Here is a 26,634-nt window from a genome sequence, read left to right as displayed (position 1 = left end):
TTGCAAGAGGAATGTCGAAAGAAATGCAGATTGAATATTGGTAAAGTAAGTATGTGAGACTTTATAATGAAGAAAAAAAGAGAAGAGGAGAAAAAGGAAGATGGGGAGTCAAACAACAGAGCAAAAGCAGGGGATTATATATGCAGCAGGTGCGTATACGATGTGGGGAGTCCTTCCGATTTATTGGAAATGGGTGGAGGAAGTACCGGCAGATGAAATATTAGCGCATCGCATCGTTTGGGCATTTGTTTTTATGTTGTTAGTTTTAGGAGTAACGAAGAGGTTTCGTCAGTTTGGTGGGGAGTTAGTGGCCCTTTTTAAACGACCTAAATTATTAATGTCATTAACAATTGCTTCGGTACTTATTAGTGGAAACTGGTTTGTATACATATGGGCCGTAAATCATAACCATGTAATCGAAGCAAGTCTTGGGTATTATATTAATCCACTTATAAGTATTTTACTTGGTACAGTTGTTTTAAAAGAGAAGCTTAATTTTTGGCAATATGTTGCGGTTGGTTTAGCTGGATTGGGCGTTGTTATTTTAACGATACGTTTCGGATCAATTCCATGGGTTTCTCTTTCACTTGCTTTTTCATTTGGATTATATGGATTAACAAAAAAATTATTAAATTATGATGCAACAATTGGGCTTACGATGGAAACGATGTTAGTGACGCCATTTGCACTTATATATTTGTTTATGACAGGAGTTCATGGCTTTGGTTCGTTCGGTTCTATTTCGGCAATATCAACGTTTCTTTTAATAGGGGCAGGTATTGTTACAGCGTTACCACTCTTTTATTTTGCTAAAGGAGCACAACTTATTCCGCTCTATATGATAGGATTTTTACAATACATCGCGCCGACTATTAGTTTAATTTTAGGTGTGTTCGTTTTTGGTGAACATTTCACATCTACTCATATGATTGCGTTTTTCTGTATATGGATTGCTTTATTTGTCTTTTCAATGGCGAAAACAAAGTTTCTACTACAGAAGCAACCAAAATTTATTAAAAATAAATCAGCAAAAGTATCATAATGCGTAGTATTTTCTACGCATTTTTCTTTATACTTATATTATATAGAAATTCCATTATAGTCAGTGAGGAGCTGAAAAACATGGAAACAATTTTACATAATGATCCACTTATAGCAGCTATAATTTCTTGGTTTTTAGCACAGTTAACGAAAGTCGTTTTTAAATTAATAAAAACAGGCGAGTTTGATTTTGCTAAGTTCTTTGCTTCAGGTGGAATGCCAAGTTCGCATGCTTCGACTGTTACTGCACTTGCTACAGGTGTCGGAGTGGTGGAAGGTGTGGAGAGTCCAATATTTGCGGTTGCCGCTATTTTTGCCATTATTGTTATGTACGATGCTTCAGGAGTAAGGCTTGCGGTAAGTAAGCAAGCGAAAATATTGAATGATTTTTTTCATGGTAGACAAACAGAATATAAAAAGTTAAATGAGCTCGTTGGACATACACCGTATCAAGTTGTTGTTGGTGCACTATTAGGAATTGTTGTCGGGGTTGGGTATTGTTTGTAAGCAGAATGTGTGTAATGCACGTTCTGCTTTTCTTTGTTTTCATACATATTTAGATGAGTTTTCGAATATCGTATACGGACTTAGAAAGGGTGGGTGAGCGGTGTGCTACTATATGACAAAGTGCATGAGGAGATAGAGCGGAGAACGACTGCACTTCAAACGATGCAAAGGCAAGACGGAACGTGGCAATTTTGTTTTGAAGGAGCTTTGCTAACGGATTGTCACATGATTTTTTTACTCAAATTATTAGGGCGAAATGACGAAATAGAACCGTTTGTGAAAAGGTTAGTATCTCTTCAAACAAATGAAGGGACTTGGAAATTATACGAAGATGAAAAGGGAGGGAATTTATCCGCGACGATTCAAGCATATGCTGCTTTACTTGCTTCGGAAAGATATTCGAAAGAAGCTATGAATATGAGGCGAGCTGAAATGTTTATTAAGGAACACGGGGGAGTTTCTCGTGCTCATTTTATGACGAAATTTTTATTAGCGATTCATGGAGAATATGAATTTCCTGCGCTTTTTCACTTTCCAACGCCAATCTTATTTTTACAAGATGACTCCCCCCTCAGTATATTTGGGCTAAGCAGCTCAGCGCGTATACATTTAATTCCGATGATGATTTGTATGAATAAGAGATTCCGTGTAGAGAAAAAGTTATTGCCAAATTTAAATCATATTGCAGGCGGGGGTGGACAATGGTTTCGAGAGGAGCGGTCTCCGCTGTTTCAATCGTTTTTAGGTGATGTGAAAAAGGTAATATCTTATCCATTATCGTTACATCATAAAGGATACGAAGAAGTAGAGCGCTTTATGAAGGAGCGTATAGATGAAAATGGAACATTATATAGTTACGCCAGTGCTACGTTTTATATGATTTATGCTTTGCTTGCATTAGGGCACTCTATTCAGTCTCCAATTATTGAGAAAGCTGTGACAGGATTAAAATCTTATATATGGAAGATGGACAGAGGAAGTCATTTGCAAAATTCTCCTTCTACCGTATGGGATACTGCTTTACTTAGCTATTCATTGCAAGAAGCTAAAGTTACAAATGAAAATAAGATGATTCAAAAGGCGACGGAGTATTTATTGCAAAAACAACAAACTAAAAAGGTAGATTGGAGCGTACATGCATCATCACTTGTAGCTGGCGGTTGGGGATTTTCAGATGTTAATACGACGATCCCTGATATAGACGATACTACAGCTGCCCTTAGAGCGTTAGCGCGAAGTAGAGGGAATGATAGAGTAGATGATGCGTGGGGAAGAGGCGTGGAATGGGTGAAAGGATTGCAAAACAATGATGGCGGCTGGGGAGCTTTTGAACGAGGGGTAACGAGCAAGTTACTATCGAATTTGCCGATTGAAAATGCGAGTGATATGATAACCGATCCGTCCACACCAGATATTACAGGTAGGGTGTTAGAATTATTCGGAACGTATGCACCGAATGAGTTGCTTGAAGAGCAAAAAAAGAAAGCTATCAAATGGTTAATGGATGTACAGGAACAGAATGGATCATGGTATGGAAAATGGGGGATATGTTATATATATGGGACATGGGCAACGATGACAGGCTTACGTGCATTAGGAGTGCCTTCTACTCATCCAGCGTTGAAAAAAGCCGCTTCATGGCTCGAACATTTGCAGCATGAAGACGGAGGGTGGGGAGAATCCTGTCAAAGTAGTGTAGAGAAAAAATTTATTTCTTTACCTTTTAGTACGCCGTCACAAACAGCGTGGGCACTTGATGCACTCATTTCTTACTACGATCAAGAAACACCGATTATTCGAAAAGGAATTTCATATTTGCTCGCGCAGTCTACTATGAATGAAAAATATCCTACTGGTACAGGGTTACCGGGGGGCTTTTATATTCGCTATCATAGTTATGGACATATATATCCGTTACTTGCTTTAGCGCACTACGTAAAGAAATATAGAAAATAAACCGAGAGATACTCTCGGTTTATTTTGATGGGTAGTAGGTCCCTGTTGAAAAGAATAAGGAACGTTGTAGTTCCTTATTTTTCTGTTGATTGGCGTTTTTGACGTGCATCAGCGGCATTTGCACGTGCGTTTGCTTCTAAGTCATTGTGGTCAGCGAGTTCGCGAGCGAACTCAACATCAATGCCATCGGCAGCTTTGTTTCGATCTACATTCTTTTTTTTCATTCGAAACAATCTCCTTGTGTTTTATGCGGCGTTGCAAAGTTAGTTTGACACAAATAGACTTTTTTATACAAAGAGGATTTGGAAAGCATAGAGCCGAAATATACAATATAACTAATAGAAATGGGGGATAGGGATGGACTTGTTGAATGGGAAAACAGCTGTTGTAACGGGTGCTGCGCAGGGGATTGGAAAAGAAATCGCACGAGTTTTTGCAAAACTAGGGGCCAAAGTATTAATTAGTGATGTAAATGAAGAGAAGCTACAAAAAACGACACGTGAATTATCAGATGAAGGGTATGATGTGAGTTTATATCGATGTGATGTGAGTAATCAAAATGAAGCGAAGTCGTTAATTGAATATGCGGTGCAAAAATTTGGTACATTACATATTTTAGTGAATAACGCTGGAATTACAAAAGATGCAATGTTACATAAGATGGAGAAATCAGCTTGGGAACAAGTATTACAAGTGAACTTAACTGGCGTTTTTTACTGTATGCAGCCAGCGCTTCTTTATATGAGGCAACAAGGGTATGGGCGGATTATTAATATTTCTTCTATTAGTAGGGAAGGAAATATTGGACAAGCAAATTATGCGGCTACAAAAGCAGGGGTTGTAGGTTTAACAAAAACAGCAGCGAAAGAGGTTGGAAGTTTTGGTATTACGTGTAATGCGATTTGTCCAGGATTTATGGATACTGATATGACAAAAACAATACCGGATAAAGTAAAAGAGAAAATGGTTGGAGCGATTCCAGTTGGAAGAATCGGAACGCCGGAAGATATTGCAAACGCAGCTGCCTTTTTAGCATCAGAGTATGCGTCTTACATTACAGGAGAGGTATTAAATGTGAGCGGTGGGTTGCAAGTGTAAATGAATACATAATGAAAAGAACCTGACCGAGTAGGTCAGGTTCTTTCTCGTTAATTTAAGTTAATCCAAACGCTCTTCACTTCTGTATAGTTGTTCAGCGCGTAAGATCCCATTTCGCGGCCAAGACCGGATTGTTTAAATCCTCCAAATGGAGATGCTGCATCAAAGACGTTATAACAGTTTACCCATACAGTACCAGCACGTACTTTACTTGCAACATAGTGTGCTGTTTTAACATTTTCTGTCCACACACCAGCCGCTAAGCCGAATTGTGATTTATTTGCACGTTCAATCACTTCATCAATATCGTTAAAAGGTATTGCAGAAATAACTGGACCGAAAATTTCTTCTTTTGCGATCGTCATTTCGTCATTTACGTCAGCGAATACTGTAGGAGAAACGAAGTAGCCTTGATCGAATGGATTACTTCCTCCGCAAAGTACTTCAGCGCCTTCTTCAATCCCTTTTTCAATGTAGCTCATTACACGTTTTTGTTGTTCTTCGGAAACGAGAGGACCGATTGTTGTTTCAGGGTTAAGACCGGCACCTTGATTTAGTTTTTTAGAATAGAGGACGAGATCAGCCATGACATTATCATACATTTTCTTTGGGATAAATAAGCGTGATCCAGCAGAGCATACTTGTCCTTGGTTAAACATAACACCAGAAAGTGCACCAGGAATCGCGCGAGATAAGTCGGCGTCTGGTAAAATAATGTTCGGTGATTTACCGCCAAGCTCTAAAGTAACACGTTTCAATGATTCAGATGCTTGTCGCATAATTTGTTTACCGACTGGAGTAGAACCAGTAAATGCAATTTTATCAACGAGTGGATGATTAACAAGTGCTTGTCCAGCTGATTCACCGAATCCAGGAACGATATTAATAACACCTTTCGGGAATCCAGCTTCTTCAATTAATTCAGCTAAGTATAGAGCGGATAGTGGAGTTTGTTCTGCAGGTTTTAAAACGATTGTACATCCTGTAGCAAGCGCAGCTCCCATTTTCCACATTGCCATAAGAAGTGGGAAGTTCCAAGGGATAATTTGACCGACGACACCAACAGCCTCATGGCGTGTATAGTTAAAGTAATCACCGGAAACAGGAATTGTTTGACCAACAATTTTCGTCGCCCAGCCAGCATAATAGCGCATATGCTCAATTGCAAGTGGTATGTCTGCCGCCATTGTTTCACGGATTGGCTTTCCGTTATCTAACGTTTCGAGCTGTGCGAGCTCTTCTTTATGCCCTTCCATTAAATCAGCGAGCTTGTACATAAGACGGCTGCGTTCAGCAGTGCTCATGCGTGACCAAGGACCTTCATCGAAAGCCATTCGAGCAGCTACCACAGCTTTATGAATGTCTTCGCGACCAGCTTCAGCAACGATAGCGAGTGTTTCACCAGTTGCTGGGTTAGGAGTTTTAAATGTTTTTCCGGAAGCGCTTTCGATGAACGCTCCGTTCACATATAGTTTCTTTGTGCCCTGAAGAAATTTCTCTACCTTTTCATGAAGATTTACAGCTAGTTGACTCATTGTATAACCCCCTTGAAAATATAATTTAAACGCAGTACGAGACGGCGTTTATTCCGAAATCAAGGATGTGGGAACTAGATGAAAAGCCTCTACTTAAAATCATAAATAAAAAATGCTGAAAATTCAAATTTCATTTTCGTTACAATTGTAAAAAATATGTAATGAAACATTGTATTCTATATAATTACAAAAAATCCTGCGCGTTTTTGTTTTCTAGTAGGAAAAACTAGAAAAACAGTGGTACAATTATACATCGTGAGAGGAGGGAGAAAATGAAGAATTATCATGATGATCCGCGCTTTCGAGTTGCCCATAGAGAAGCGTTAATTGGTCTTGGATTAGCTATTATTAATTTTATAATATGGTATGGATTTGCTTATGGGCTTGGAAGTAAGGATCCGAGTGAATATACATATGTATTAGGTTTTCCAGCATGGTTTTTTTATAGCTGTATCGTTGGATTTATCGTAATGGTTATTTTGCTTATTTTAGTTGTTCGTTTTTTATTTCAAGATATTTCACTCGATGAGGAAGAAAAAAGTGAGGAATGATAGATGAATTGGTATGTAATAATCCCAATGATAATTTCTTTTATCGTTGTGTTTTTAATTGGTGTATATGCATCAAGACGTGTACAAGCAACCGCTAATAATAAATTTTTACAAGAATATTTTCTTGGTGGGCGTGAACTTGGTGGCTTATTATTAGCTATGACGATGATTGCTACGTACGGTAGTGCAAGTAGCTTTATCGGCGGGCCTGGTATTGCTTACAATATGGGTCTTGGATGGGTGCTGTTATCAGCGATTCAAGTTGTAACAGGATATATCGTTTTAACGGTTATTGGTAAAAAGTTTGCTATTATCGCTAGAAAGATGGAAGCAATTACGCTTATTGATTATTTAAAGGGCAGATACAATAATAAAGCGGTAGTTGTTCTTTCTGCGTTATGTATTATAATCTTTTTGTTCTCAGCAACAGTAGCCCAGTGGGTTGGCGGCGGACGATTAATTGAGTCGCTAACAGGACTTTCCTACACAACGGCACTATTTTTATTTACATTTTCTGTACTTGTGTATGTGTTAATTGGTGGATTTCGTGCAGTCGCTTTATCAGATACGTTATTAGGAATCATTATGTTAGTCGGAACAACAATCATTTTAATTGCTACTGTCATTGCTGGTGGCGGAGTTGAAAAGATTATGCAGGAACTTATTCAAATTAATCCGAATCTAATAACACCGTTCGGAGCGGATGGAAGTTTAACGAAATCATATGTCACATCATTTTGGATTTTAATTGGGATTGGTGTCGTGGGATTACCGCAAATTAGTGTGCGTGCTATGTCTTATAAAAATTCAAAAGCTATGCACCAAGCATTAATCATTGGAACGGTTGTCGTCGGTACAATTATGATTGGTATGCATTTAACAGGTGTGTTTGCAAGAGTAGTCCTTCCAGGCATAACGGTACCAGATAAAGTAATGCCGCTACTCGCAATGGAAGTGTTGCCACCTTGGTTAGCTGGAGTTTTCTTAGCTGCACCAATGGCAGCGATAATGTCTACTGTGAACTCATTATTATTACTTGTAAGTTCGTCAATTATTAAAGATATATATGTGAACTACATAAATAAAGATGCCGCGGATAGTACGATAAAGAAAGGTAGCCTATTGATTACTGGTATCGTAGGATTACTCGTATATGCTGCCGCTATTAAGCCACCAGACTTTTTAATTTGGTTAAATTTATTTTCTTTCGGTGGTTTAGAAGCAGCGTTCATTTGGCCGATTGTGTTAGGTTTATATTGGAAAAAAGGAAATGCAACTGGAGCTCTCGCATCTATTTTAGTTGGAGTAGGTTCCTATATGTTTATTCACCTTTGCTACCCTAATCCATTCGGTATACATACAGTTGTTTTCCCGATTTGCTTTGCATTTATCTCTTATATAATTGGTAGTATGGTTACGATGAAAAAAGTAGCATAAAAATATAGAAAAACGTAGGAACTTCTAATATGAAGTTCCTACGTTTTTTGTTTATACAAAATTTATCTTTTTCATTCTGTATTCCGTCATGTATTCATAAAGTAATAACAATTGATGGGATGGAGTTGAGGTCTATGAAAAAAATATTATTTTTAGGAGACCCAGGAATTGATGACTCTTTAGCAATTATGTATGGATTATTGCATCCTGATATTGATATTGTTGGAGTAGTAACAGGATATGGGAATGTAACGCAGGAAAAGGCGACGAGTAATGCGGCGTATTTATTGCAAATGGCGGGCCGGGAAGATATACCTGTTATTAATGGAGCGAAAATTCCTTTATCTGGGGATTTTGTAACATATTATCCGGAAATTCATGGGGTAGACGGTTTGGGACCTATTAAGCCTCCTAAAAATTTTTCTCCCAATATTAAACCTTTTTGTGCATTTTTCGATATCATTGAAAAATATAAAGGAGAACTAATCATTGTTGATGCCGGCAGATCAACAACATTAGCGACGGCCTTTATTTTAGAAAAACCAATGATGAAGTATGTGAAAGAATATTATATAATGGGCGGAGCTTTTTTAATGCCCGGAAATGTTACACCGGTCGCGGAAGCCAATTTTCATGGTGACCCAATTGCATCACAATTAGTTATGCAAAATGCGAAAAATGTGACATTAATACCGCTTAACGTTACATCAGAAGCGATTATTACACCGGAGATGGTGAAATACATTACGAAACATTCTAAAACGAATTTCAAGAAATTAATAGAACCGATTTTCGATTATTATTATAAAGCTTATAAAAATCTGAATCCTAAAATAACAGGGAGCCCAGTGCATGATGTAGTAACGATGATGGTAGCGGCAAATCCATCTCTTTTAGATTACGTGTATCGTCGTGTTGATGTAGATACGGTTGGAGTTGCGAAAGGGGAAAGTATCGCTGATTTTCGCCCGCAACCTGAAGCAAAAGCGTTGAAAAATTGGGTTAAAATTGGCTGGTCTTTACATTATAAAAAGTTTCTAGAGGATTTTGTGAAAATTATGACGTAGACATAATAGTAGCATACAAGTTAAAATAATGGAGATGATTGTTTAAATAATCATCTCCATTATTTTGTTTTTAAGAGATAAATAGAGAAGAGTTACACAATAGGAGAGGAATTTTACTTGAAAAAAACTATAGTATGCGCAGTGATTGTGGGTATTTTTGTTTTGCTGATATCAGGTAACTTTTTAGTGAAAAAAGTGTGGAGTTCAAATAATGATGATGCGCAGTACATAGCATCCTTTATTGAAGAACATAAAGATGAAAAGAATAGTGCACTTTTAATAAAAAGAAATGATAAAGTCGTGTATTCTGTAAATCCCGATGTTGTATTGCCAGTTGCTAGTACGATGAAGTTAATTGTGGCGCTTGAATATACGAAACAAGTTACAGAGGGGAAAATCGATCCGTCTAGTTTCGTTTCAATTAATGATGTGAATCGTTATTATGTGCCGGGTACAGATGGTGGTGCACAAGATAGATGGCAAAATTATTTGCAAAAAAAAGAAAAGATAACTGAAGGAGCGGTTTCTTTAGAAGAAGTTGCAAAAGGAATGGTTAAGTTTAGTTCTAATGCAAATACTGAATATTTAATGGAGGTATTAGGATTAGACAATATTAATCGGAATTTACAAAGTTTAGCACTTCCTGCACATCAACCGCTATTTCCGATTGTTTCATCTTTATACATTCCGGGATATTTGCATAAAGAATTACATGTTCCAAAATATAAAATAGAGAAAAAGTTAAAAGAAATGTCTCAAGAGCAATATCGTGAATATGCTATGATTATTCATGAACGCTTAAAAAAGAAGGGGCCATTATTACAGAAGGAAATTCCTCTGTATTTAGAGGAACGTTATGACAAAATTTGGTCGGATAGATTGCCGGCTGCTTCCGCTAACGATTATATGGTACTGCTTCAAAAGGCAAATCATCAAGGTGGTCTTACAGAAGCGGAAGAAAAAGTGTGGGCGAATATCGTTGAAACAGATATGAGCGCAAAGAAATATCGTAAAACATTCAGACATGCTGGACAAAAGAATGGTTATACACCATGGACGGTAACAAAAGCAGTTTATGCAATGGATAAACGCGGAAACTGTACAGAAATTGTTTTCTTGGCAAATAATTTAAATGAAGATGACAGTGCTGAAATACGTAAACATTTAGCAAATCTACACTTTCAAGTGTTGCAAAGTGATAAGTATGATGCGACTTTTATTAAATAAACTCGGTGCTATGAGCGCCGAGTTTATTTTTATGTACAAGCACTTTTTCACCATCCTTGGGTATGATGGGTAGTAACACTTAGGCGAAAGGGGAAAAGGTGATGAAACAGAGTAAAGAAGAGTTTATTAAGAATGAAGGCGCTGATTTCCCTGGGAAAACATATGTAGATTGTGTATTACAGCACGTATTTAATTTTCAGCGTAATTATTTATTAAAAGATATGTTTCAAGTGCATAGGGCACATATTACTATGTTAACTGAAGAGAAGTTAATGAAAAGAGAAGAAGCGAAAGTTATATTAATCGCACTTAAAAAAGTAGAGGGGATTCCAAAGGAGAAGTTGCTATATACAGAGCAACATGAAGATCTTTTTTTCTTAGTTGAACATTTGCTTTCTCAAGAAGCAAAGTGTGAATTTGTAAGTAATATGCATATCGGTAGAAGTAGAAATGATATGGGTGTAACGATGTATCGCATGAGTTTACGGCAATTTGTATTGCGGTTAATGGAACATCATTTATTGCTGCAAGAAAGTATGCTGGAGCTCGCCGGTGAACATATGGAAACAATTATGCCCGCGTATACACATACACAACCGGCGCAGCCGACAACATTTGGTCATTATATTTTGGCAATTTATGATACGATGCAACGAGATTTAGAAAGAATGAAAAAAGCGTATCATCTTTTAAATCATTCTCCAATGGGGGCAGCTGCGCTTTCTACAACAAGCTTCCCAATTAAGAGAAAACGAGTGGCACAGTTACTTGGGTTTACAAATGTAATTGAGAACTCATATGATGCTGTTGCTGGAGCAGATTATTTATTAGAAGTTAGCTCGTTACTAATGGTTATTATGACGAATACGAGTAGATGGATTCATGATTTTTTACTATTAGCGACGAAAGAATATGATGGGATTACTGTAGCGAAGCCATATGTGCAAATAAGTAGTATTATGCCGCAAAAACGAAATCCTGTTTCAATAGAACATGCCCGTGCTATTACGAGTAGTGCTTTAGGGGAAGCATTTACTGTATTTCAAATGATTCATAATACACCATTTGGCGATATTGTCGATACGGAGGATGACTTGCAGCCGTATTTATATAAAGGAATCGAAAAGGCGATTCGTGTTTTTTGTATGATGAACGCAGTTATTCGAACGATGAAAGTAGAAGAGGAAACGTTAAAAAGTCGTTCATATAAACACGCGATTACGATTACAGATTTCGCAGATGTTTTAACGAAAAACTATGAAATACCATTTCGGCATGCACATCATGCAGCAAGTGCGATTGCGAATATGTCATTGGAGCAGAAAAAGGAGTTACATGAATTAAATTTCAAAGAGATAAATGTATACTTACAAGAAAATTTGAAAGTAAATTTATTAGAAGAAGAGTGGAAAGAAATTATATCACCAGAAGCTTTTATTCAAAAAAGAAATGTATATGGTGGACCGAGTAAAAAAGAGATTGAGCGTATGATTAAAAATCGAAAAGAGTCATTTCAAAAAGAAGAAGAGGTATTTGAAAAGGAAAAACAAAGAATTTTACAAGCTGAAAATGATTTGAATACGTTAGCTTCGAACATTATTAAATCGTAAAAGAAGGATTTGATGAATTAATCGCCAATACTTAATGAAACTATAAATAGAGAGAAGAGATTGTCGATGATTCAACTACATGTATATGAAGAGATTCTTAATTTTACAGAAGAGGTTAAACCATTTTTAGAGAAGAATGAGCAGGAAAATAATCTCATATTAGGTGTATTACAAATGGTCCAAGAACCGATATTTATAGGAGTAGCAAAACAAGAGGAAGAAATTGCAGCTGTATTTCTTCAAACAGAAGAAAAGAAACAAATAATTGTTGCTACGTCTGAGATTTCGGCAGTAGCTATTAAGGAACTTGCAAAAGAGTTAACGAAAGTATATCCACATATTCCTGGATTGATTGGTAATAAAAAAATCGTACAGAAATTAGCGGAAGAGATTGCAGTGTTAGAGAATAAGAAAACTAATGTTGCAATGGAGCAAGGTATATATGAATTAAAACAAGTAAAGAAAAAGTGGAACGGAGATGGAATCTTTCGAGAAGTAAGTAGTGATGAGCTAACATTAATAGAGCAGTGGATATATCAATTTTGCGAAGATGTGAAGATTCCTACTACGAAAGAAGAAGCGAAACAAACTGCTCATACATTAATTACTAATCGTTGTCTATTTGGTTTAGAAGTAGACGGGAAGATTGTTTCTGTAGCTGCAAAAACGAGACCGACTACAAACAATATAACAGTTAATTTTGTATATACACCGAAAGAAGCTCGGAAAAAAGGGTACGCATCTAGTTGTGTCGCTGCACTTAGTCAACGTATGTTAGATGAAGGCTACAAAACAACGACATTATATACGGACCTGGCAAATCCGACATCAAATAAAATTTATCAAGAAATTGGTTATGAGAAGATTATGGAGTCTGTACTTATATTTTTAGAGAAATAGAATGAAAAGGCACGCTATTATAGCGTGCCTCTTTGTTATTCATCAATTCGAATTACTTCACCCTGCGGGAAATTCTCAGTTTCTAGTAAGTTACGAATAGCTTTCGCAACATATTCAGGTGACAGCAGCTTTCCTTCTTCTTTTAATGCGGTGAATCGATCTAAATTAATAAAGTCTTCCTTATTTGTTTCACGAATTTGTGCTTGCATATTTGTATCAACAACACCGGGTGCGAAAGCGACAGTTTTTACAGGATATTCTTTCTCCACTTCTTCAGTAGCTACGCACTGTGTAAACATATTTACACCGGCTTTCGTTGTACAATAAGCTCCCCATCCGAAATAAGGATTTTTTCCTGCTCCAGATGAAATATTTATAATGCGTTTTTCTACTTTCCAGTCTTTCGTATGTTTCATGAAAGTGGAAGTAAGAATCATTGGTGCGATTAAATTAATATGAACGTTCGTAATGAATTGTTCACTTTCTGACTTTTCAATAGGTTTCATTGGTGCAAGTGTTCCTGCATTATTAATTAAATGAATCGATGAGACATTGTCTTTTTGAATAGATGAAAAGACTTCGTTAAAATGAGTTTCTAAATTATGTACATCTTGAAGATCTATGGAATGGAAAATATAATTGCTGTCGTTTTGCTCTGCGAGTTTTGCAAGCTGTTTATTTTCTCTCCTAGAAATAGAGATAACGGTTGTATTTTCTTCTAACAATTGCACGGCGATTGCCTCACCTAAACCTTGTGAAGTTCCTGTTACGATAACGTAGCGCATAGTATAGTAAACTCCTCTCCATATATGTGGAATTTTGTTGGACAACGTACATTATATAGTTTGTCTACATTTTATAGTATAGAGCACTTTTTACTATAAATGAAATGAGATGATTGTGTGCCTTTTATGAATCGTTTTACAACAACAGTAACTGGTGCTGTCACGTTCACTGGGAACACGTTGGGACTAAGTCCTACATCACCTGCACCAAACAATAACTTCGGCACGATTGATGTGTTTACAACGATAAATACATCGCTTCAAGTGCCTGGATTCCCGGCAGGAACAACGAATGACTGGCCATTAAATTCTTCAAGTGCAATTTTGAACCTTCCAGCAGGGAGTAGTGTTTTATACGCAGAACTAGTATGGGCCGGCACATACCGAACCGATACAGAGGATGTTACAGCATTTTTAAATGATAATATTTCATTTACAACACCAGCAGGAACATTTTCTGTTGCACCAGATCCTGCAACTGCGCAGCAAGGTTCAGTTGGGAACCAGTTTTATTATGTTCGCTCTGCTAATGTAACGAATCTTGTAAGTGCAGGTGGGGCAGGCACATATACAACAGGTGCCGTGCCAGCTGCAAGAACTTCAGCTGATCCAACAATCAGTCGTTCAGCTGGCTGGACGCTTGAGGTAGTTTATCAAAATGCAAGTTTACCACTTCGGAATTTGTCAGTATATGCAGGTCAAGAGATTATCGATGCTTCATCCCCGCCAGTTGATGCTACTATTTCAGGATTTGCTACTCCGGCAACAGGAGCTGTTACAGGAAGAGTGCTCGTAACTGCTCAAGAAGGTGATTCTAACATTGTTGGAGATCAGCTTCGCTTTGGACCGAATGCAAATGCTACAGTCGCATTATTCGGTCCGAGAAACCCCGCGAATAATTTCTTTCAATCACAAATTTGTAATGATAGTGGCAATCTAGATACGAGCGGCACATTTGGAGATTTGAATCAGCCGTTAGGAATCGCTTTAGCGGTCCGAAGACAAGGGTGGGATATTACGAATGTAGATGCCTCATCTTCTTTAGTAAACAATCAAACGTCAGCAACTGTTCGCTTTGTCACAAATGGAGATGGATACGCTGCAGCTGGTTTTGGTGTTCAAATTGATGCGACAGGTCCAATCATTAATCCTGTTAAATCGGTTAATAGAACAGTTGCAGGGGTAGGGGATACTCTCACCTATACGATTACGGTCCCGAACACAGGAACAGGAAGTGCAGAAAACGTTGTATTACAAGATAGTATTCCGAACGGAACGACATTTGTAGCAGGTAGTGTAACGGTAGGTGGAGTAACACAACCGAGTGCGAATCCAGCGAATGGAATTAATTTAGGTACAATCCCAAATAACACGCAAAGAATTGTTACATTTCAAGTTCGAATAACATCGTTCCCGAACCCAAACCCTATTCCAAATCGTGCAATGGTGTCATACCAATTCCGTCCTTTTGTTGGAAGTCCTCCTATCACAAGTACAGCTTCTTCAAATACAGTACAGACGACGGTAAATCGCGCAAATGTAAGTTTGCAAAAATCTGTAGATTTACAGACGGCAACACTTAATGATGTATTAACGTACACAGTTAATGTGACGAATAATGGGAATGTCGCTGCAAATAATGTGATTTTTGTTGATAGTATACCTGCTGGAACAACATTTGTCTCAAATAGTGTTACGGTAAATGGAGTAGCACGTCCAGGAGCGAATCCATCAAGTAGTATTAATCTTGGAAGTATTAATGCTTCACAAACGACTGTAGTACGCTTTCAAGTTCGAGTAACATCTAATCCTCTTGTAAATCCAATTCCGAACCGTGCAAGTGTAACATTTAACTTTACTCCAGTGCCTGGCCAACAACCAATTTCAGGTCAAGCGACAAGTAATACTGTATTTACTACTATTAATATAGCTGATATAAGAACGAGAAAAACAGTGGATAGAGCTTTTGCGACAGTTAATGACGTTCTTACGTACACCGTTACAATTGAAAATACAGGAAATGTACTTGCGACAAATGTTATTTTTCAAGATCCGATCCCAACTGGAACGACTTTTATACCAAATAGTGTAACTGTAGATGGGGTTTCACAGCCTGGAGCAAATCCTGCGACTGGGTTTACAGTAGCGAATATATCTCCAGGTGGAAGTAGGACAGTGACTTTTCAAGTACGAGTCACATCTACCCCATCAGGAGGGACGATTGCGAATCGTGGAAATGTATCGGCTAATTTCGTCGTTATTCCGAATCAGCCGCCAGTAACGATTAATAGACAAACGAATACAGTTGTAACACAAGTTAATACAGGTGGTTTAAATGTAATAAAGGAAGTGAATACAACGCAAGCGGCAGTAGGGGACACTTTAACATACACGATTGCCGTCCAAAATACAGGAAACGTTCCGTTAACAAATGTGTTTTTCCAAGACACTATTTCTTCCGCTGTTTCATTTGTTGCAAATACTGTAACGATTAATGGAGTACCGCAAAGTGGATTGAATCCGAATACAGGATTTTCTCTTCCAAATATTCCTGCGGCTCAAACCGTTGTAGTCACATTTGACGTATTAATTGTACAGGATCCAGAAAATGAAGATATTTTAAATCAAGCAAATGTAACAGCAAGTTTTCAAGTGAATCCGAGCGAACCGCCAGTAACAATCAATGTTCCTAGTAACATTGTGAATACAACTGTACAATCAGGGAATTTTGAAGTTGTGAAAGCAGTGAATACGGATGTTGCAACGGTAGGGGATGTTTTAGTATATACAATCGAAGTCATAAATGCAGGTAGTGTACCAGCTACAAATGTATTTTTCCAAGATTCAATTCCACAAGGGACATTATTTATTGAAAACAGTGTATTTGTTAATGGTGTTTTACAAGAAGGGGCAGATCCAGAACTTGGATTCCCATTAAATAATTTGCCTACTGGCGCGAGTGTAATTGTTACGTTTGAAGTATTAATTGATGAAATTCCCCAAGGAAATAATGTCGTAAATAATGCGAATGTAACTGGAGATTTCCTTGTAAATCCAACAGAGCCACCGATTACTGTAACAGTACCAAGTAATACTGTTATGACAGTCGTGAATTCTTCAGGGTTAAATGTAATGAAGAGCGTAAGCGCTACTGAAGCAGGTGTAGGAGATACGTTAACGTATACAGTTCGTATACAAAATAGTGGAACAGTAGCAGCGACAAATGTGTCATTCCTTGATCCAATTCCATCTGGAACAACGTTTGTTGCGAATAGTGTAACAATAAACGGGATATCTCAACCCGGTTTAAACCCAACAACTGGATTTCCACTTGCTAATATTCCAGTAGGAGGGATGGTAACAGTTACTTTTCAAGTGACGATCACGAGTGTACCACCAAATAGAGTTCTTCCGAATAATGCGAATGTAACTGCGGATTTCCAAGTAAGTCCTCTCCAGCCACCAATTACAATTGTAACGATTAGTAATATTGTTGTGACGCGATTGAATGTAGGATCAATTAATGTAATAAAGAGTGTAAACACACCGCAAGCAGGTGTAGGAGATACGTTAACGTATACGATTCTTATTCAAAATACAGGAACTGTTCCTGCAACAAATATTATTTTTCAAGATCCGATTCCTGTTGGAACTGCGTTTGTAGCGAATAGTGTCACGATAAATGGAGTTGTTCAGCAAGGTGCAGACCCTGTGGTAGGTTTTCCAGTTCCGAATATTCCAGTTGGGCAAACCGTTACAGTTACGTTTCAAGTTATAGTGACGAGTGTCCCGAGTGGTGGAAATATTAGAAACCAATCAAACGTTACTGCAAGTTTTCTTATAAATCCAGCTAATCCTCCAATAACGACTGTTACGAATAGCAATTTCGTCGTGACGCAAGTAAACACAGCACAGTTAAATATACAAAAATCTTCATCTGTACAACAAGCGGCACTTGGAGAAATTTACACGTATTCTGTTGTCATTAGAAATAATGGAACGGTAACAGCAACGAATGTCTCTTTCATTGATCCAATTGCTCTAGAAACAACATTTGTAGCAAATAGTGTAACGATAAATGGAACTCCTCAACCTGGATTTGATCCAAATATAGGTTTTACGCTTCCTAATATAGCTGCTGGCACATCATTGACTGTAGCGTTCCAAGTAACAGTAGTTGCGCCATCCACGCGTGGAGCCGTACTAAACACGGCAGCTGCTACGGCCACTTTTTTATTAAATCCTTTACAGCCCCCTGTAACAACGACAAATTCAAGTAATACGACAGTAGTTACGATACCGTTACCTCCTCCTGGTGAAGTAACAGCAACCAAAACAGTTGACGTTGCAACTGGAGCGGTTGGGGATGTATTAACGTATACCGTGCTAATTTCAAACGTAGGAATTATACCTGTTACAGATGTGTTCTTCCAAGATGTCATACCAGAAGGAACGACATTTGTAGAAGATAGTGTAACGATAGGTGGGGTGCAGCAACTTGGTTTAAATCCAGAAATAGGATTTACAGTTACTCCATTATTAATTAATGGTGGAAGTATTGAGGTAACGTTCCGAGTGACGATTACAGAAATTCCAGATAATGAAGTCATATTAAATGATGCAGACGTTACATTTACTTCACAACCAAATCCGCAGGAACCACCGATTACGGAAACGATATTAACAAATTTAGTCGTTACGACAATTAATATAGCGTTTATTTTTCCGTTAAAACTAGTAGATAAAGAAGTAGCGACTGTAGGAGAAATTTTAACGTATGATGTATTGATTTTTAATTTTGGAACAGTGGCAGCGACGAATGTTCAATTTATAGATACTACTTCCGCGGGTGTAGCATTTGTACCAGGAAGTGTGAGCATAAACGGGGTACCAGCACCAGGATTAGATCCTTTTATCGGTTTTACAGTTCCAGATATACCTGTAGATGATTTTGTACTTGTCACATATCAAGAGATGGTAACGAGCATACCAGAAGGTGGAACAGTTGTTAACTTTGTAGATGTTACGGCTACATTTGCTGTAAGTGAAACAGAGCCGCCTATTACTGAAACAACGACAAGTAACACGACATTAACCGAAATAAATGAACCTGGTTTGAATGTTTTAAAATCAGTAAGTGAGCCAATTGTTGCAGTAGGCGATACAATCACATATACGACAGTAGTTCAAAATACAGGGACAGTGACAGCGACGAATATTCAATATAGTGATGTATTACCTTCCTCTATAGCATTCGTGCCGAATAGTGTAACGATAGGTGGTGTGATACAACCTGGGTTCAATCCTAATAATGGATTCCCACTTCCAGATATAAATTCAGGGGGAAGTGTAGAAGTCACATTCCAAGTAACCGTTGTTAGTGTTCCATCAAACGGAACAATTGCCAATACGGCAAATGTTACTGGAAGCTTTATATTAGTACCAGGAGAACCACCAGTTATAGTAAATCAGCCAAGTAACACAACGCTCACAACTGTAAATAGAGGACGCTTTAATGTTATTAAACAAGTCAATAGAGCTGCTACCTTAGTTGGAGATGTATTAACGTATACAGTGCAAATAACGAATACAGGAACAGTAACAGCTAACGATGTTCAGTTTATTGATACGATTTCAGCAGGAGCGTCATTTGTACCAAATAGTGTAACGGTAAATGGAACTCCGCAACCTGGTTTGAATCCGATTACTGGGTTTGGAATTGGCGATATACTTGTTGGCAATACGACTATAGTGACGTTCCAAGCGATAGTGACAAATATTCCATCTTCAGGAACGATAACGAATGTTGCAAATATAACAGGAAGTTTTACTTTAGTACCAGGAGAACCACCAGTTGTAGTAACAGAGCCGAGTAATACGACAATAACAAGGGTAAATAGAGGGCGATTCAATGTTATAAAAACTGTCAACAAACAGGCGACACGATTAGGAGATACGTTAACGTATAGTGTGCAAGTTACAAATACAGGAACGGTAACAGCGACAAATGTGCAATTTATTGACGTTCCATCACCTAGTTTAGAATTCGTTCCAGGGAGTGTACAGATAAATGGGATTCCACAAGTAGGTTTAGATCCTTTTGTAGGCTTTTCATTACCGGATCTTGCAGTAGGAGATAGCATACTAATCACATTTGAAGTAAATGTAATCGTAATTCCGCCTTCTAGTAGCATTATGAATACAGTGAGAGTAACTGGAGATTTTGAATTGATTCCAGGAGAACCACCGTTTACAATTACGAATTCAAGTAATACGACAGTCACACCAGTAAATAGAGGCAGTTTAGATATGCTGAAAGAAGTAGATCATTCAATTGTTGGAGTAGGAGAAACGGTAACGTACCGTGTTCGCATATTAAATACTGGTACGGCTGATGCAATGAATGTTCAATTTATTGATGTGTTATCTCCGGAAGCGGCTTTTGTACCAAATAGTGTAACGGTAAATGGAGTAGCACGTCCAGGAGTAAATCCGCAGGTTGGATTTACGATTTTAGACATTCCAGTCGGTGAGACGGCGATTGTAACATATGAAGCTACAATTACAAGTTTTCCAGATGGTGGTACAGTAGTGAACGTTGCTGGGGCATCGGCAGAATATATTTTAGTACCAGGGGAACCGCCAGTTACAGTGATGGACACGAGTAATACAGTTATTGTAACGGTAAATACTGCAATCTTATTTGTTGCAAAAGGAGCAAACTTTGAAGTAGCAATGGTAGGAGATGTTGTCACTTACGGAATTGCTGTTATAAATGATAGTACAGTTCCTGTGACGAATATTATTTTAACAGACATCATTGACCCAAATACGTTATTTATAAATGGCACGGTAACGGTAAATGATGTACCTTTTCCATTTGCCAATCCGAATACCGGTATCCTTTTAGGTGATTTTCAGCCGAATGATGCAGCAATTATTAATTTCCAAGTTGTAATAACAGGAGGGCAAATAAATAACTTAGTAACAAATACAGCTACAGCGAATGGGCTTGCAACTGTAAATCCTAATGAGCCGCCAGTAGTAGTTGAAGGCGATAGTAATACAGTTGTTATCCCGTTTATTCCTCAAAATGTTTCAACAACAGTCGTAAAAACGGCAGATCTTCAATCAGCAACAATTGGAGATGTTATTACGTTTACGACAGTTATTACGAATACGGGGGATACAGCGATACAAAATATTCGTTTTCAAGATATGTTAGATAGTAGTTTTCGATTTGTTCCTGGAAGTGTAACTGTTGATAATACGCCAGTGCCAAATGTAAGCCCAGTATCAGGGTTTCTTATAGGAAGTTTAAATCCAGGTGAAGCACGGACAGTTTCGTTCCAAGTAACAGTTCAGAGTGCACCAAGTGGTTCAGGAAATTATATTAATCAAGCGAGTATTCGCTTCGAACATCAAGTAGGCACAGTATTGCGACCTGTTACACAAATAATAGATAGTAACATAGTTGTCATTCCATTTGTTCCAACGATAGAACAAATTTGTGAAACAAACTTTAATTGTTTAGACAAAATTCCATTTCACTGTTCTCCGTGTAATCAGTTGCGAATAAATAAAAAATAAACACAAAAAGAGCATCCTGAAAGAATAGGATGCTCTTTTTGTTTAGATCAAGTAGCTTCTTCTTCGGGAGAAGTGAAAAATTCGTTGACTTTGTTGGAGAGTAGAAATGGAATAGCTCCTTTTATAACGGAAATGTCCCAGTCCCACCATGCAAGGTTTTCTAGTTTTTTAATGATTTCTTGCGGGAAACGATATCGAACTAGTTTGGCAGGATTACCAGCGACGATTGCATATGGAGGTACGTCTTTTGTAACAACACTCTTGGCCCCGATAATGGCCCCGTTACCAATTGTAACACCAGATAAAATGCAGGATTGATAACCAATCCATACATCATTGCCGACTACGATATCACCTTTTGAAGAAGGATGACCAGTAATGTGTGCTCCTTCTTCGAAGAGGACATTAAATGGATAAGTTGTTATCCAATCAGCACGATGTTCACCGCCAAGTACGAAAACGACTTCTTCTCCTAATGAACAAAACTTACCTATTTTTAATTTTGTTTCATCATTCCAAGAAAAAATAATAGGGCCTACTTTACTGTAAGTATAATCACCGATATCATATTTATTATATTCAGGTTTTTGATTTAAATATAACATACCAATTTTAGCATCCTCTCTAAAGAAAGTAATGGATATGGAGCATTATATGTAAGGTGAAGTAAGGCGAACTATGTTGTATGAAATAGTAATGTGCAAAAATGTTAGTAGGCAAGATGAATAAAAGGGAGTGAAATGTATGAGATACGAAATGGGATTATATAATAAACCTTTTCAGTCGATTCAATTAGGAAAAAAAGTATATGAAGTACGCTTATACGATAAAAAACGTCAACTTATAAAACAAGACGATGAAATTGTATTTACGAACCTTACGACAGCAGAAACGATGGCTGTAAAAGTAACGGAGATAAAACGATACGAAAGCTTTAAAGCAATGTACGAACAAATTGATAAAAAATTATTTGATTGTGAAGAACTTAGTATAAAAGAAATGTTAGAAAGTACATACGGAATATATACGAAAGAACAAGAAAAAGAATGGGGAACAGTTGCGATTGGTGTTGAGGTAATAAAGTGAGAAGAAATCGCGGTGCAGCTATAATTATACAAGGTGGTAAAATCGCTCTTATAAAACGTGTTCGAGAAGGTGAGATGTATTTTGTTTTTCCAGGCGGGGGAATTGAAGAAGGAGAAACGCCTGAAGAAGCAACGAAGCGAGAGGTTTATGAAGAATTAGGGGTACATATACAAGTGGAGCATCTGATTGCAAAGGTGGAGTATAAAGGTACGGAGTATTATTATAATGCCCATATTATAGGTGGAGTTTTCGGAAGTGGTAAAGGCGAGGAGTTCAAGCTGAAAGATAGAGGGAGTTATATTCCTTTATGGATGCCGGTAAATGAGTTGCCAAATTTAAATGTAAAACCTTATGATGTGGCCAAATGTGTATTTGATTATTATGGAATATAAGGTCTGACAACATACAAAAAAAACCATTGACATAGCCTTCTGATTTAAGTATTGTATTCGAGTATGTTTATAATCAGGAGGTTTATATGAGCAATCAAACTACTACACATCATGTGAAAATGACAACAGCAGATCCATCTGGAATCGGTCTATTTGGATTAGCGATGGTAACACTTGTAGCATCGTCTCAAAAGTTAGGCTTAACAGATGGCGTTTCACTTGTATTACCATGGGCAATCTTTTTAGGAGGATTTGCACAAATCTTTGCATGCATTCACGATGCAAAGCACAACAATACGTTCGGTACAACAGCATTTGGTGCGTACGGCCTATTTTGGTTAGGTGTTGGAATGACTTGGTTAATTCAACTTGGAGTATTTGGCGAAAAATTAGCCCAAACTGCAGATTCAAAACAGCTCGGTGTAGCCTTTATCGGATACTTGATTTTCACGATCTTTATGACAATTGGTGCAATGGAAACACATAAAGTATTATTTATGATTTTCGTCCTTATTGATTTCTTATTTATCGGTCTTTCATTAAGTACTTTAGGTGTTATGCCGCACGCAATGCATAATTTAGCAGCGTATTCTGAACTATGTATTTCATTATTATCTTTCTATGGTTCAGCAGCAGCTGTGTTAAATACACACTTCGGAAAAGTTGTATTACCAGTTGGAAAACCCTTTGGTATTTTTAAAAAGTAATAAAAAAGAACAGATGATTGTATAGTCATCTGTTCTTTTTTTTATGGAATAAAATAAAATAGCAAAAAATATAATTGAAATTGATTCTCATTATTAATATAATGAGAATGAGAATCATTTATTGTAAGAGGGGGATGCCAAAGTGGCGAAAATTTTAATAGCGTATGCAAGTATGTCAGGAAATACAGAGAGTATTGCTGATTTAATTAAAGTAAGTTTAGATGCCTTTGATCATGAAGTAGTATTACAAGAGATGGAAGGTATGGATGCTGAAGAATTATTAGCGTATGATGGAATCATTTTAGGATCTTATACGTGGGGTGATGGTGAATTACCATTTGAAGCGGAAGATTTCCATGATGAGTTAGAAAATATAGATTTAACGGGTAAAAAAGTGGCTGTTTTTGGATCAGGTGATACGGCGTATGAGCTGTTTTGTGAAGCGGTAACGATATTTGAAGAACGTCTTGTAAAATGTGGGGCAGAACTTGTACAAGAAGGATTGAAAATTGAATTAGCTCCAGAAGATAAAGAAGACGTTGAAAAATGCAGTGATTTTGCAATTGCTTTTGCCGAGAAGTTCTAGGAACGGGAGTGTCAACGTGGAAACAATGTTAAGTGCAACTGCTATTACAAAGTTAAGAGATGGAAAGCTTTTGTTAGCTACTACATATAATGGTTTATTCATTGAAAAAGATGGAGAATGGAAACAGGCTTTAACTGGTTTCCAAAAACGAATTCGAGATTTACATAGTGAAGGTAACGTAGTTTACGGAGTAGGAGACGAAGGAGTTTTTATTCGTAGTATGAATGGTGGAGAAACGTGGACGATCCAGCGCTTTCCAACGAAAGCAACGAGCTGGAATGTATGTAGTAATGAGAATGGAACAGTAATTGCTCATGGAGATAAAACACTGTATCATTCTAATAATTTTGGTTCCACATGGGAGACTATTCAGCCATTTCTTAATTACGGTAGTGAGGCACCATCTATTCGATCATTATTTTTATATAAACATTACTTATTTATCGGTACGAAAATACATACTAAATATGGTGGTGTTTGGCTTTTTGATTTAGAGACACGTAAATTAAAAAGGATTAAAATAGCGATGAATCAGATGATTTCTGCGTTGACTATACATAATTCCTATTTAGTAGCGGCAAGTGGATCGTGCAAGGGGATTAGCGGAAATATTTCTTTTTGCAGAATAAATGAGAGTATCGAAAGTGATAAAATAGGTTGGCATACATGTCAAAGTGAACAAAAAGCGAGTAGTTATTTAGATTTAAGTGTGGATCAACATGTGTTATATACAACGTCAACGCAAAATAAGGCGGGAATTAGCACTGTTTGCCGTGTGCTTCTTGAAGAAGGAATTGTTACAGTATGTGATTCGGTTAAAGGGCATGGTTGGCGCATTGTTAATGAAAAAGAAGGCTATGTTGTAGCTGGATCAGGTGAATTAAAAACGATGCAGTGGAAAAAAAAAGCTGTATAACTTAAAAAAAACTTTACTTTTATTATATTGGTATGATATAGTTACTTTAAACCATTTTACTTTTAATAATATAGAGATTTAAATGAGCTGTAACTTCCGAGGAGGATAGCAATGTTAAATCTCCTCTGGGGTTGCAGTTTTTTAATATATGATGTATTATTGTAAAGTGGTTGAAAATGAATATGTACATATAGGTACATTGTAGGAGGATTTTTTAAATGCAAAACGGTAAAGTAAAATGGTTTAACGCAGAAAAAGGTTTCGGTTTCATCGAGGTTGAAGGCGGAGAAGACGTATTCGTTCATTTCTCAGCTATCCAAGGCGACGGCTTCAAATCTTTAGAAGAAGGTCAAGAAGTTACTTTCGAAGTAGAACAAGGTAACCGTGGACCTCAAGCTACAAACGTAAACAAGAAGTAATTATGAAAAAAGAAGGGCTTGCCCTTCTTTTTTTTTGCGTTTTTATTGAATATCCTCCTATGTACATGTAATAATAAGACTGAATTTTTGATTTTTATGCGAAGTTTTTCATGCATAAAGTGCATTAATAAATAAATACTGAAAATAAAGTATGTGTGTGAAAAGGAATTTAGAAAGAGGTAAATAAATTGAAAAACGCTACACACTTCATTGTGTTTGATATTGAAAGGAATTTTAGGCCGTATAAATCAGAAGATCCGTCAGAAATAGTTGATATTGGAGCTGTAAAAATAGATGTGAGTACAATGAAGGTTATTGGAGAATTTTCAGAGTTAGTAAAACCAAGTGCCCCATTAACTCGTCATACAACAAAATTAACTGGAATTACAAAGAAAGATTTAATAGGTGTAGGGAATTTCCCTCAAATTATAGAGAAATTTATTCAGTTCATCGGAGAAGATTCAATATTTGTTTCATGGGGAAAAGAAGATTACCGTTTTCTATCTCAAGATTGTACATTATACGGTGTAGAATGCCCATGTATGGAAAAAGAGAGTAGATTTGATGTGCAAAAATTTGTTTTTCAGGCGTATGAAGAATTATTTGAGCATACACCAAGTTTACAATTAGCAGTGGATCAGCTCGGCTTAACGTGGGAAGGGAAGCAGCACCGGGCTTTAGCAGATGCTGAGAATACAGCAAATATCTTTCTGAAAGTATATGGCGAGAGAGATATTAACAAGCGATACAAGAGACATGGTGAGCTTGAACTTGTAAAGAACGGAAAACTAACAGAAAAAGCGAAAAAAAGGATGCGAAAATGGGTGTTTAAAGAACTGAGAAAAAATACAGAGCGTCCTTTTGTATGGAGTGCATTTGAAAGTAGTGACACGTGGGAAGGTATAACGGAAAGATATTATATAAGTGAATCAGCAGTAGAACTTCTGAAAAAACACTTTCCTACTGCGGTGAGAAAAGCGGAGCGGCAGCTTAGGTATTTGGCTGAGATGGAGAAAGTAGTAGAAGAAAGTTAGTAATAAAATTTATTTTATTCATATGTACAACTAGACTTCAGGATTAAGTTGCTGAAGTTTAGTTGGAAAATTCACGGCTTGTCCTGTATTGTTAATGGAATATTTTGTTGTTTTTAGTACGGATATACATAGAAAAGAGTGTAGTTTAATGGAAGCAATCTTTAACATTTTAACCGTTTTAGTTTTTTTG

22 protein-coding genes are annotated in these 26,634 nt (G+C 37.2%); 18 read left to right on the top strand and 4 right to left on the bottom strand.

The window, feature by feature from the left end; all coding sequences use genetic code 11:
- Positions 1-100 precede the first annotated feature (100 nt).
- From rarD to MHH59_RS17735, 3 genes are all read left to right on the top strand, one after another.
- On the top strand, positions 101-1,042 hold the full coding sequence (rarD, locus tag MHH59_RS17745) for an EamA family transporter RarD (protein WP_016127402.1): 942 nt from the start codon (positions 101-103) through the stop codon (positions 1,040-1,042).
- An 80-nt stretch (positions 1,043-1,122) separates the two neighbouring features.
- Positions 1,123-1,548 (top strand): divergent PAP2 family protein, encoded by a 426-nt coding sequence (locus tag MHH59_RS17740; RefSeq protein WP_000447809.1) that lies wholly within the window; start codon positions 1,123-1,125, stop codon positions 1,546-1,548.
- Positions 1,549-1,650: 102 nt separating this feature from the next.
- Positions 1,651-3,504, top strand: coding sequence for a terpene cyclase/mutase family protein (locus tag MHH59_RS17735; protein WP_016127401.1), 1,854 nt, complete (start codon positions 1,651-1,653; stop codon positions 3,502-3,504).
- A 74-nt stretch (positions 3,505-3,578) separates the two neighbouring features.
- On the opposite strand, the gene MHH59_RS17730 is transcribed toward MHH59_RS17735, so the two are convergent.
- Positions 3,579-3,728 carry a YfhD family protein gene (locus MHH59_RS17730; RefSeq protein ID WP_002128468.1) on the bottom strand — a complete coding sequence of 50 codons (150 nt, stop codon included), beginning with the start codon at positions 3,726-3,728 and terminating at the stop codon, positions 3,579-3,581.
- Between the two features lie 133 nt (positions 3,729-3,861).
- On the opposite strand from MHH59_RS17730, the gene fabG reads away from it, so the two are divergent.
- Positions 3,862-4,602: a 3-oxoacyl-ACP reductase FabG gene (gene fabG, locus MHH59_RS17725; protein WP_002128467.1), complete on the top strand. Its 741-nt coding sequence runs from the start codon at positions 3,862-3,864 to the stop codon at positions 4,600-4,602.
- Positions 4,603-4,652: 50 nt separating this feature from the next.
- Here the strand turns inward: fabG and dhaS are convergent, their stop codons facing one another.
- Positions 4,653-6,137, bottom strand: coding sequence for an aldehyde dehydrogenase DhaS (dhaS, locus tag MHH59_RS17720; RefSeq protein WP_340851987.1), 1,485 nt, complete (start codon positions 6,135-6,137; stop codon positions 4,653-4,655).
- 272 nt (positions 6,138-6,409) lie between these two features.
- Here dhaS and MHH59_RS17715 point away from each other — a divergent pair, with 272 nt between their 5' ends.
- From MHH59_RS17715 to MHH59_RS17690, 6 genes are all read left to right on the top strand, one after another.
- Positions 6,410-6,688: a YhdT family protein gene (locus MHH59_RS17715; RefSeq protein ID WP_002014357.1), complete on the top strand. Its 279-nt coding sequence runs from the start codon at positions 6,410-6,412 to the stop codon at positions 6,686-6,688.
- A gap of 3 nt (positions 6,689-6,691) precedes the next feature.
- Positions 6,692-8,125: a sodium/pantothenate symporter gene (gene panF / locus MHH59_RS17710; protein WP_002087740.1), complete on the top strand. Its 1,434-nt coding sequence runs from the start codon at positions 6,692-6,694 to the stop codon at positions 8,123-8,125.
- A gap of 134 nt (positions 8,126-8,259) precedes the next feature.
- Positions 8,260-9,192 (top strand): nucleoside hydrolase, encoded by a 933-nt coding sequence (locus MHH59_RS17705; RefSeq protein WP_012261383.1) that lies wholly within the window; start codon positions 8,260-8,262, stop codon positions 9,190-9,192.
- Positions 9,193-9,309: 117 nt separating this feature from the next.
- Positions 9,310-10,419: a serine hydrolase gene (locus MHH59_RS17700; RefSeq protein ID WP_002128464.1), complete on the top strand. Its 1,110-nt coding sequence runs from the start codon at positions 9,310-9,312 to the stop codon at positions 10,417-10,419.
- 101 nt (positions 10,420-10,520) lie between these two features.
- The gene (gene argH / locus MHH59_RS17695; protein WP_016127399.1) at positions 10,521-12,029 is read left to right on the top strand and encodes an argininosuccinate lyase; all 1,509 of its coding nucleotides are present in this window, start codon (positions 10,521-10,523) and stop codon (positions 12,027-12,029) included.
- A gap of 66 nt (positions 12,030-12,095) precedes the next feature.
- Positions 12,096-12,929 carry a GNAT family N-acetyltransferase gene (locus tag MHH59_RS17690; protein ID WP_340851984.1) on the top strand — a complete coding sequence of 278 codons (834 nt, stop codon included), beginning with the start codon at positions 12,096-12,098 and terminating at the stop codon, positions 12,927-12,929.
- A 35-nt stretch (positions 12,930-12,964) separates the two neighbouring features.
- On the opposite strand, the gene MHH59_RS17685 is transcribed toward MHH59_RS17690, so the two are convergent.
- Positions 12,965-13,714, bottom strand: a complete 750-nt coding sequence (locus MHH59_RS17685) for a (S)-benzoin forming benzil reductase (RefSeq protein WP_002128461.1) — start codon at positions 13,712-13,714, stop codon at positions 12,965-12,967.
- A gap of 117 nt (positions 13,715-13,831) precedes the next feature.
- Here MHH59_RS17685 and MHH59_RS17680 point away from each other — a divergent pair, with 117 nt between their 5' ends.
- Positions 13,832-21,304, top strand: a complete 7,473-nt coding sequence (locus MHH59_RS17680) for a DUF7507 domain-containing protein (RefSeq protein WP_340851981.1) — start codon at positions 13,832-13,834, stop codon at positions 21,302-21,304.
- Positions 21,305-21,351: 47 nt separating this feature from the next.
- Here the strand turns inward: MHH59_RS17680 and MHH59_RS17675 are convergent, their stop codons facing one another.
- Entirely contained in the window at positions 21,352-21,909 is a 558-nt protein-coding gene (locus MHH59_RS17675; protein ID WP_016127396.1) for a CatB-related O-acetyltransferase, read from the bottom strand.
- A gap of 139 nt (positions 21,910-22,048) precedes the next feature.
- On the opposite strand from MHH59_RS17675, the gene MHH59_RS17670 reads away from it, so the two are divergent.
- The 7 genes from MHH59_RS17670 (at position 22,049) to MHH59_RS17640 (ending at position 26,444) form a co-directional block, all read left to right on the top strand.
- Positions 22,049-22,390 (top strand): ASCH domain-containing protein, encoded by a 342-nt coding sequence (locus MHH59_RS17670; protein ID WP_002128458.1) that lies wholly within the window; start codon positions 22,049-22,051, stop codon positions 22,388-22,390.
- Positions 22,387-22,782 (top strand): NUDIX hydrolase, encoded by a 396-nt coding sequence (locus MHH59_RS17665; RefSeq protein WP_340851978.1) that lies wholly within the window; start codon positions 22,387-22,389, stop codon positions 22,780-22,782. Before MHH59_RS17670 ends, MHH59_RS17665 begins: the two co-directional genes overlap by 4 nt.
- An 86-nt stretch (positions 22,783-22,868) precedes the next feature.
- On the top strand, positions 22,869-23,489 hold the full coding sequence (locus tag MHH59_RS17660) for an acetate uptake transporter (protein WP_000070943.1): 621 nt from the start codon (positions 22,869-22,871) through the stop codon (positions 23,487-23,489).
- 142 nt (positions 23,490-23,631) lie between these two features.
- Positions 23,632-24,075, top strand: a complete 444-nt coding sequence (locus MHH59_RS17655) for a flavodoxin (RefSeq protein ID WP_001062757.1) — start codon at positions 23,632-23,634, stop codon at positions 24,073-24,075.
- A 16-nt stretch (positions 24,076-24,091) separates the two neighbouring features.
- The gene (locus MHH59_RS17650) at positions 24,092-24,991 is read left to right on the top strand and encodes a WD40/YVTN/BNR-like repeat-containing protein (protein WP_002087724.1); all 900 of its coding nucleotides are present in this window, start codon (positions 24,092-24,094) and stop codon (positions 24,989-24,991) included.
- A gap of 218 nt (positions 24,992-25,209) precedes the next feature.
- A complete protein-coding gene (cspB, locus tag MHH59_RS17645; RefSeq protein WP_001179147.1) occupies positions 25,210-25,410 on the top strand; it encodes a cold shock-like protein CspB in 201 nt (66 codons plus the stop codon).
- A 188-nt stretch (positions 25,411-25,598) separates the two neighbouring features.
- Positions 25,599-26,444 (top strand): exonuclease, encoded by an 846-nt coding sequence (locus MHH59_RS17640; protein WP_002167856.1) that lies wholly within the window; start codon positions 25,599-25,601, stop codon positions 26,442-26,444.
- Positions 26,445-26,634: the final 190 nt, after the last annotated feature.

The sequence above is a fragment of the Bacillus sp. FSL E2-0195 genome, assembly GCF_038003645.1.
Classification (GTDB): Bacteria; Bacillota; Bacilli; order Bacillales; family Bacillaceae_G; genus Bacillus_A; species Bacillus_A mycoides.
This window is presented reverse-complemented; position numbering and strand designations above follow the sequence as displayed.

Bases quoted from the DNA above. Each gene is read 5' to 3' on its own strand.
- MHH59_RS17690 (WP_340851984.1), top strand. From the start codon at position 12,096: ATGATTCAACTACATGTATATGAAGAGATTCTTAATTTTACAGAAGAG.
- MHH59_RS17675 (WP_016127396.1), bottom strand. From the start codon at position 21,909: ATGTTATATTTAAATCAAAAACCTGAATATAATAAATATGATATCGGT.
- MHH59_RS17670 (WP_002128458.1), top strand. From the start codon at position 22,049: ATGAGATACGAAATGGGATTATATAATAAACCTTTTCAGTCGATTCAA.
- MHH59_RS17730 (WP_002128468.1), bottom strand. From the start codon at position 3,728: ATGAAAAAAAAGAATGTAGATCGAAACAAAGCTGCCGATGGCATTGAT.
- dhaS (WP_340851987.1), bottom strand. From the start codon at position 6,137: ATGAGTCAACTAGCTGTAAATCTTCATGAAAAGGTAGAGAAATTTCTT.
- rarD (WP_016127402.1), top strand. From the start codon at position 101: ATGGGGAGTCAAACAACAGAGCAAAAGCAGGGGATTATATATGCAGCA.
- cspB (WP_001179147.1), top strand. From the start codon at position 25,210: ATGCAAAACGGTAAAGTAAAATGGTTTAACGCAGAAAAAGGTTTCGGT.
- panF (WP_002087740.1), top strand. From the start codon at position 6,692: ATGAATTGGTATGTAATAATCCCAATGATAATTTCTTTTATCGTTGTG.
- fabG (WP_002128467.1), top strand. From the start codon at position 3,862: ATGGACTTGTTGAATGGGAAAACAGCTGTTGTAACGGGTGCTGCGCAG.
- MHH59_RS17715 (WP_002014357.1), top strand. From the start codon at position 6,410: ATGAAGAATTATCATGATGATCCGCGCTTTCGAGTTGCCCATAGAGAA.
- argH (WP_016127399.1), top strand. From the start codon at position 10,521: ATGAAACAGAGTAAAGAAGAGTTTATTAAGAATGAAGGCGCTGATTTC.
- MHH59_RS17685 (WP_002128461.1), bottom strand. From the start codon at position 13,714: ATGCGCTACGTTATCGTAACAGGAACTTCACAAGGTTTAGGTGAGGCA.
- MHH59_RS17740 (WP_000447809.1), top strand. From the start codon at position 1,123: ATGGAAACAATTTTACATAATGATCCACTTATAGCAGCTATAATTTCT.
- MHH59_RS17660 (WP_000070943.1), top strand. From the start codon at position 22,869: ATGAGCAATCAAACTACTACACATCATGTGAAAATGACAACAGCAGAT.
- MHH59_RS17705 (WP_012261383.1), top strand. From the start codon at position 8,260: ATGAAAAAAATATTATTTTTAGGAGACCCAGGAATTGATGACTCTTTA.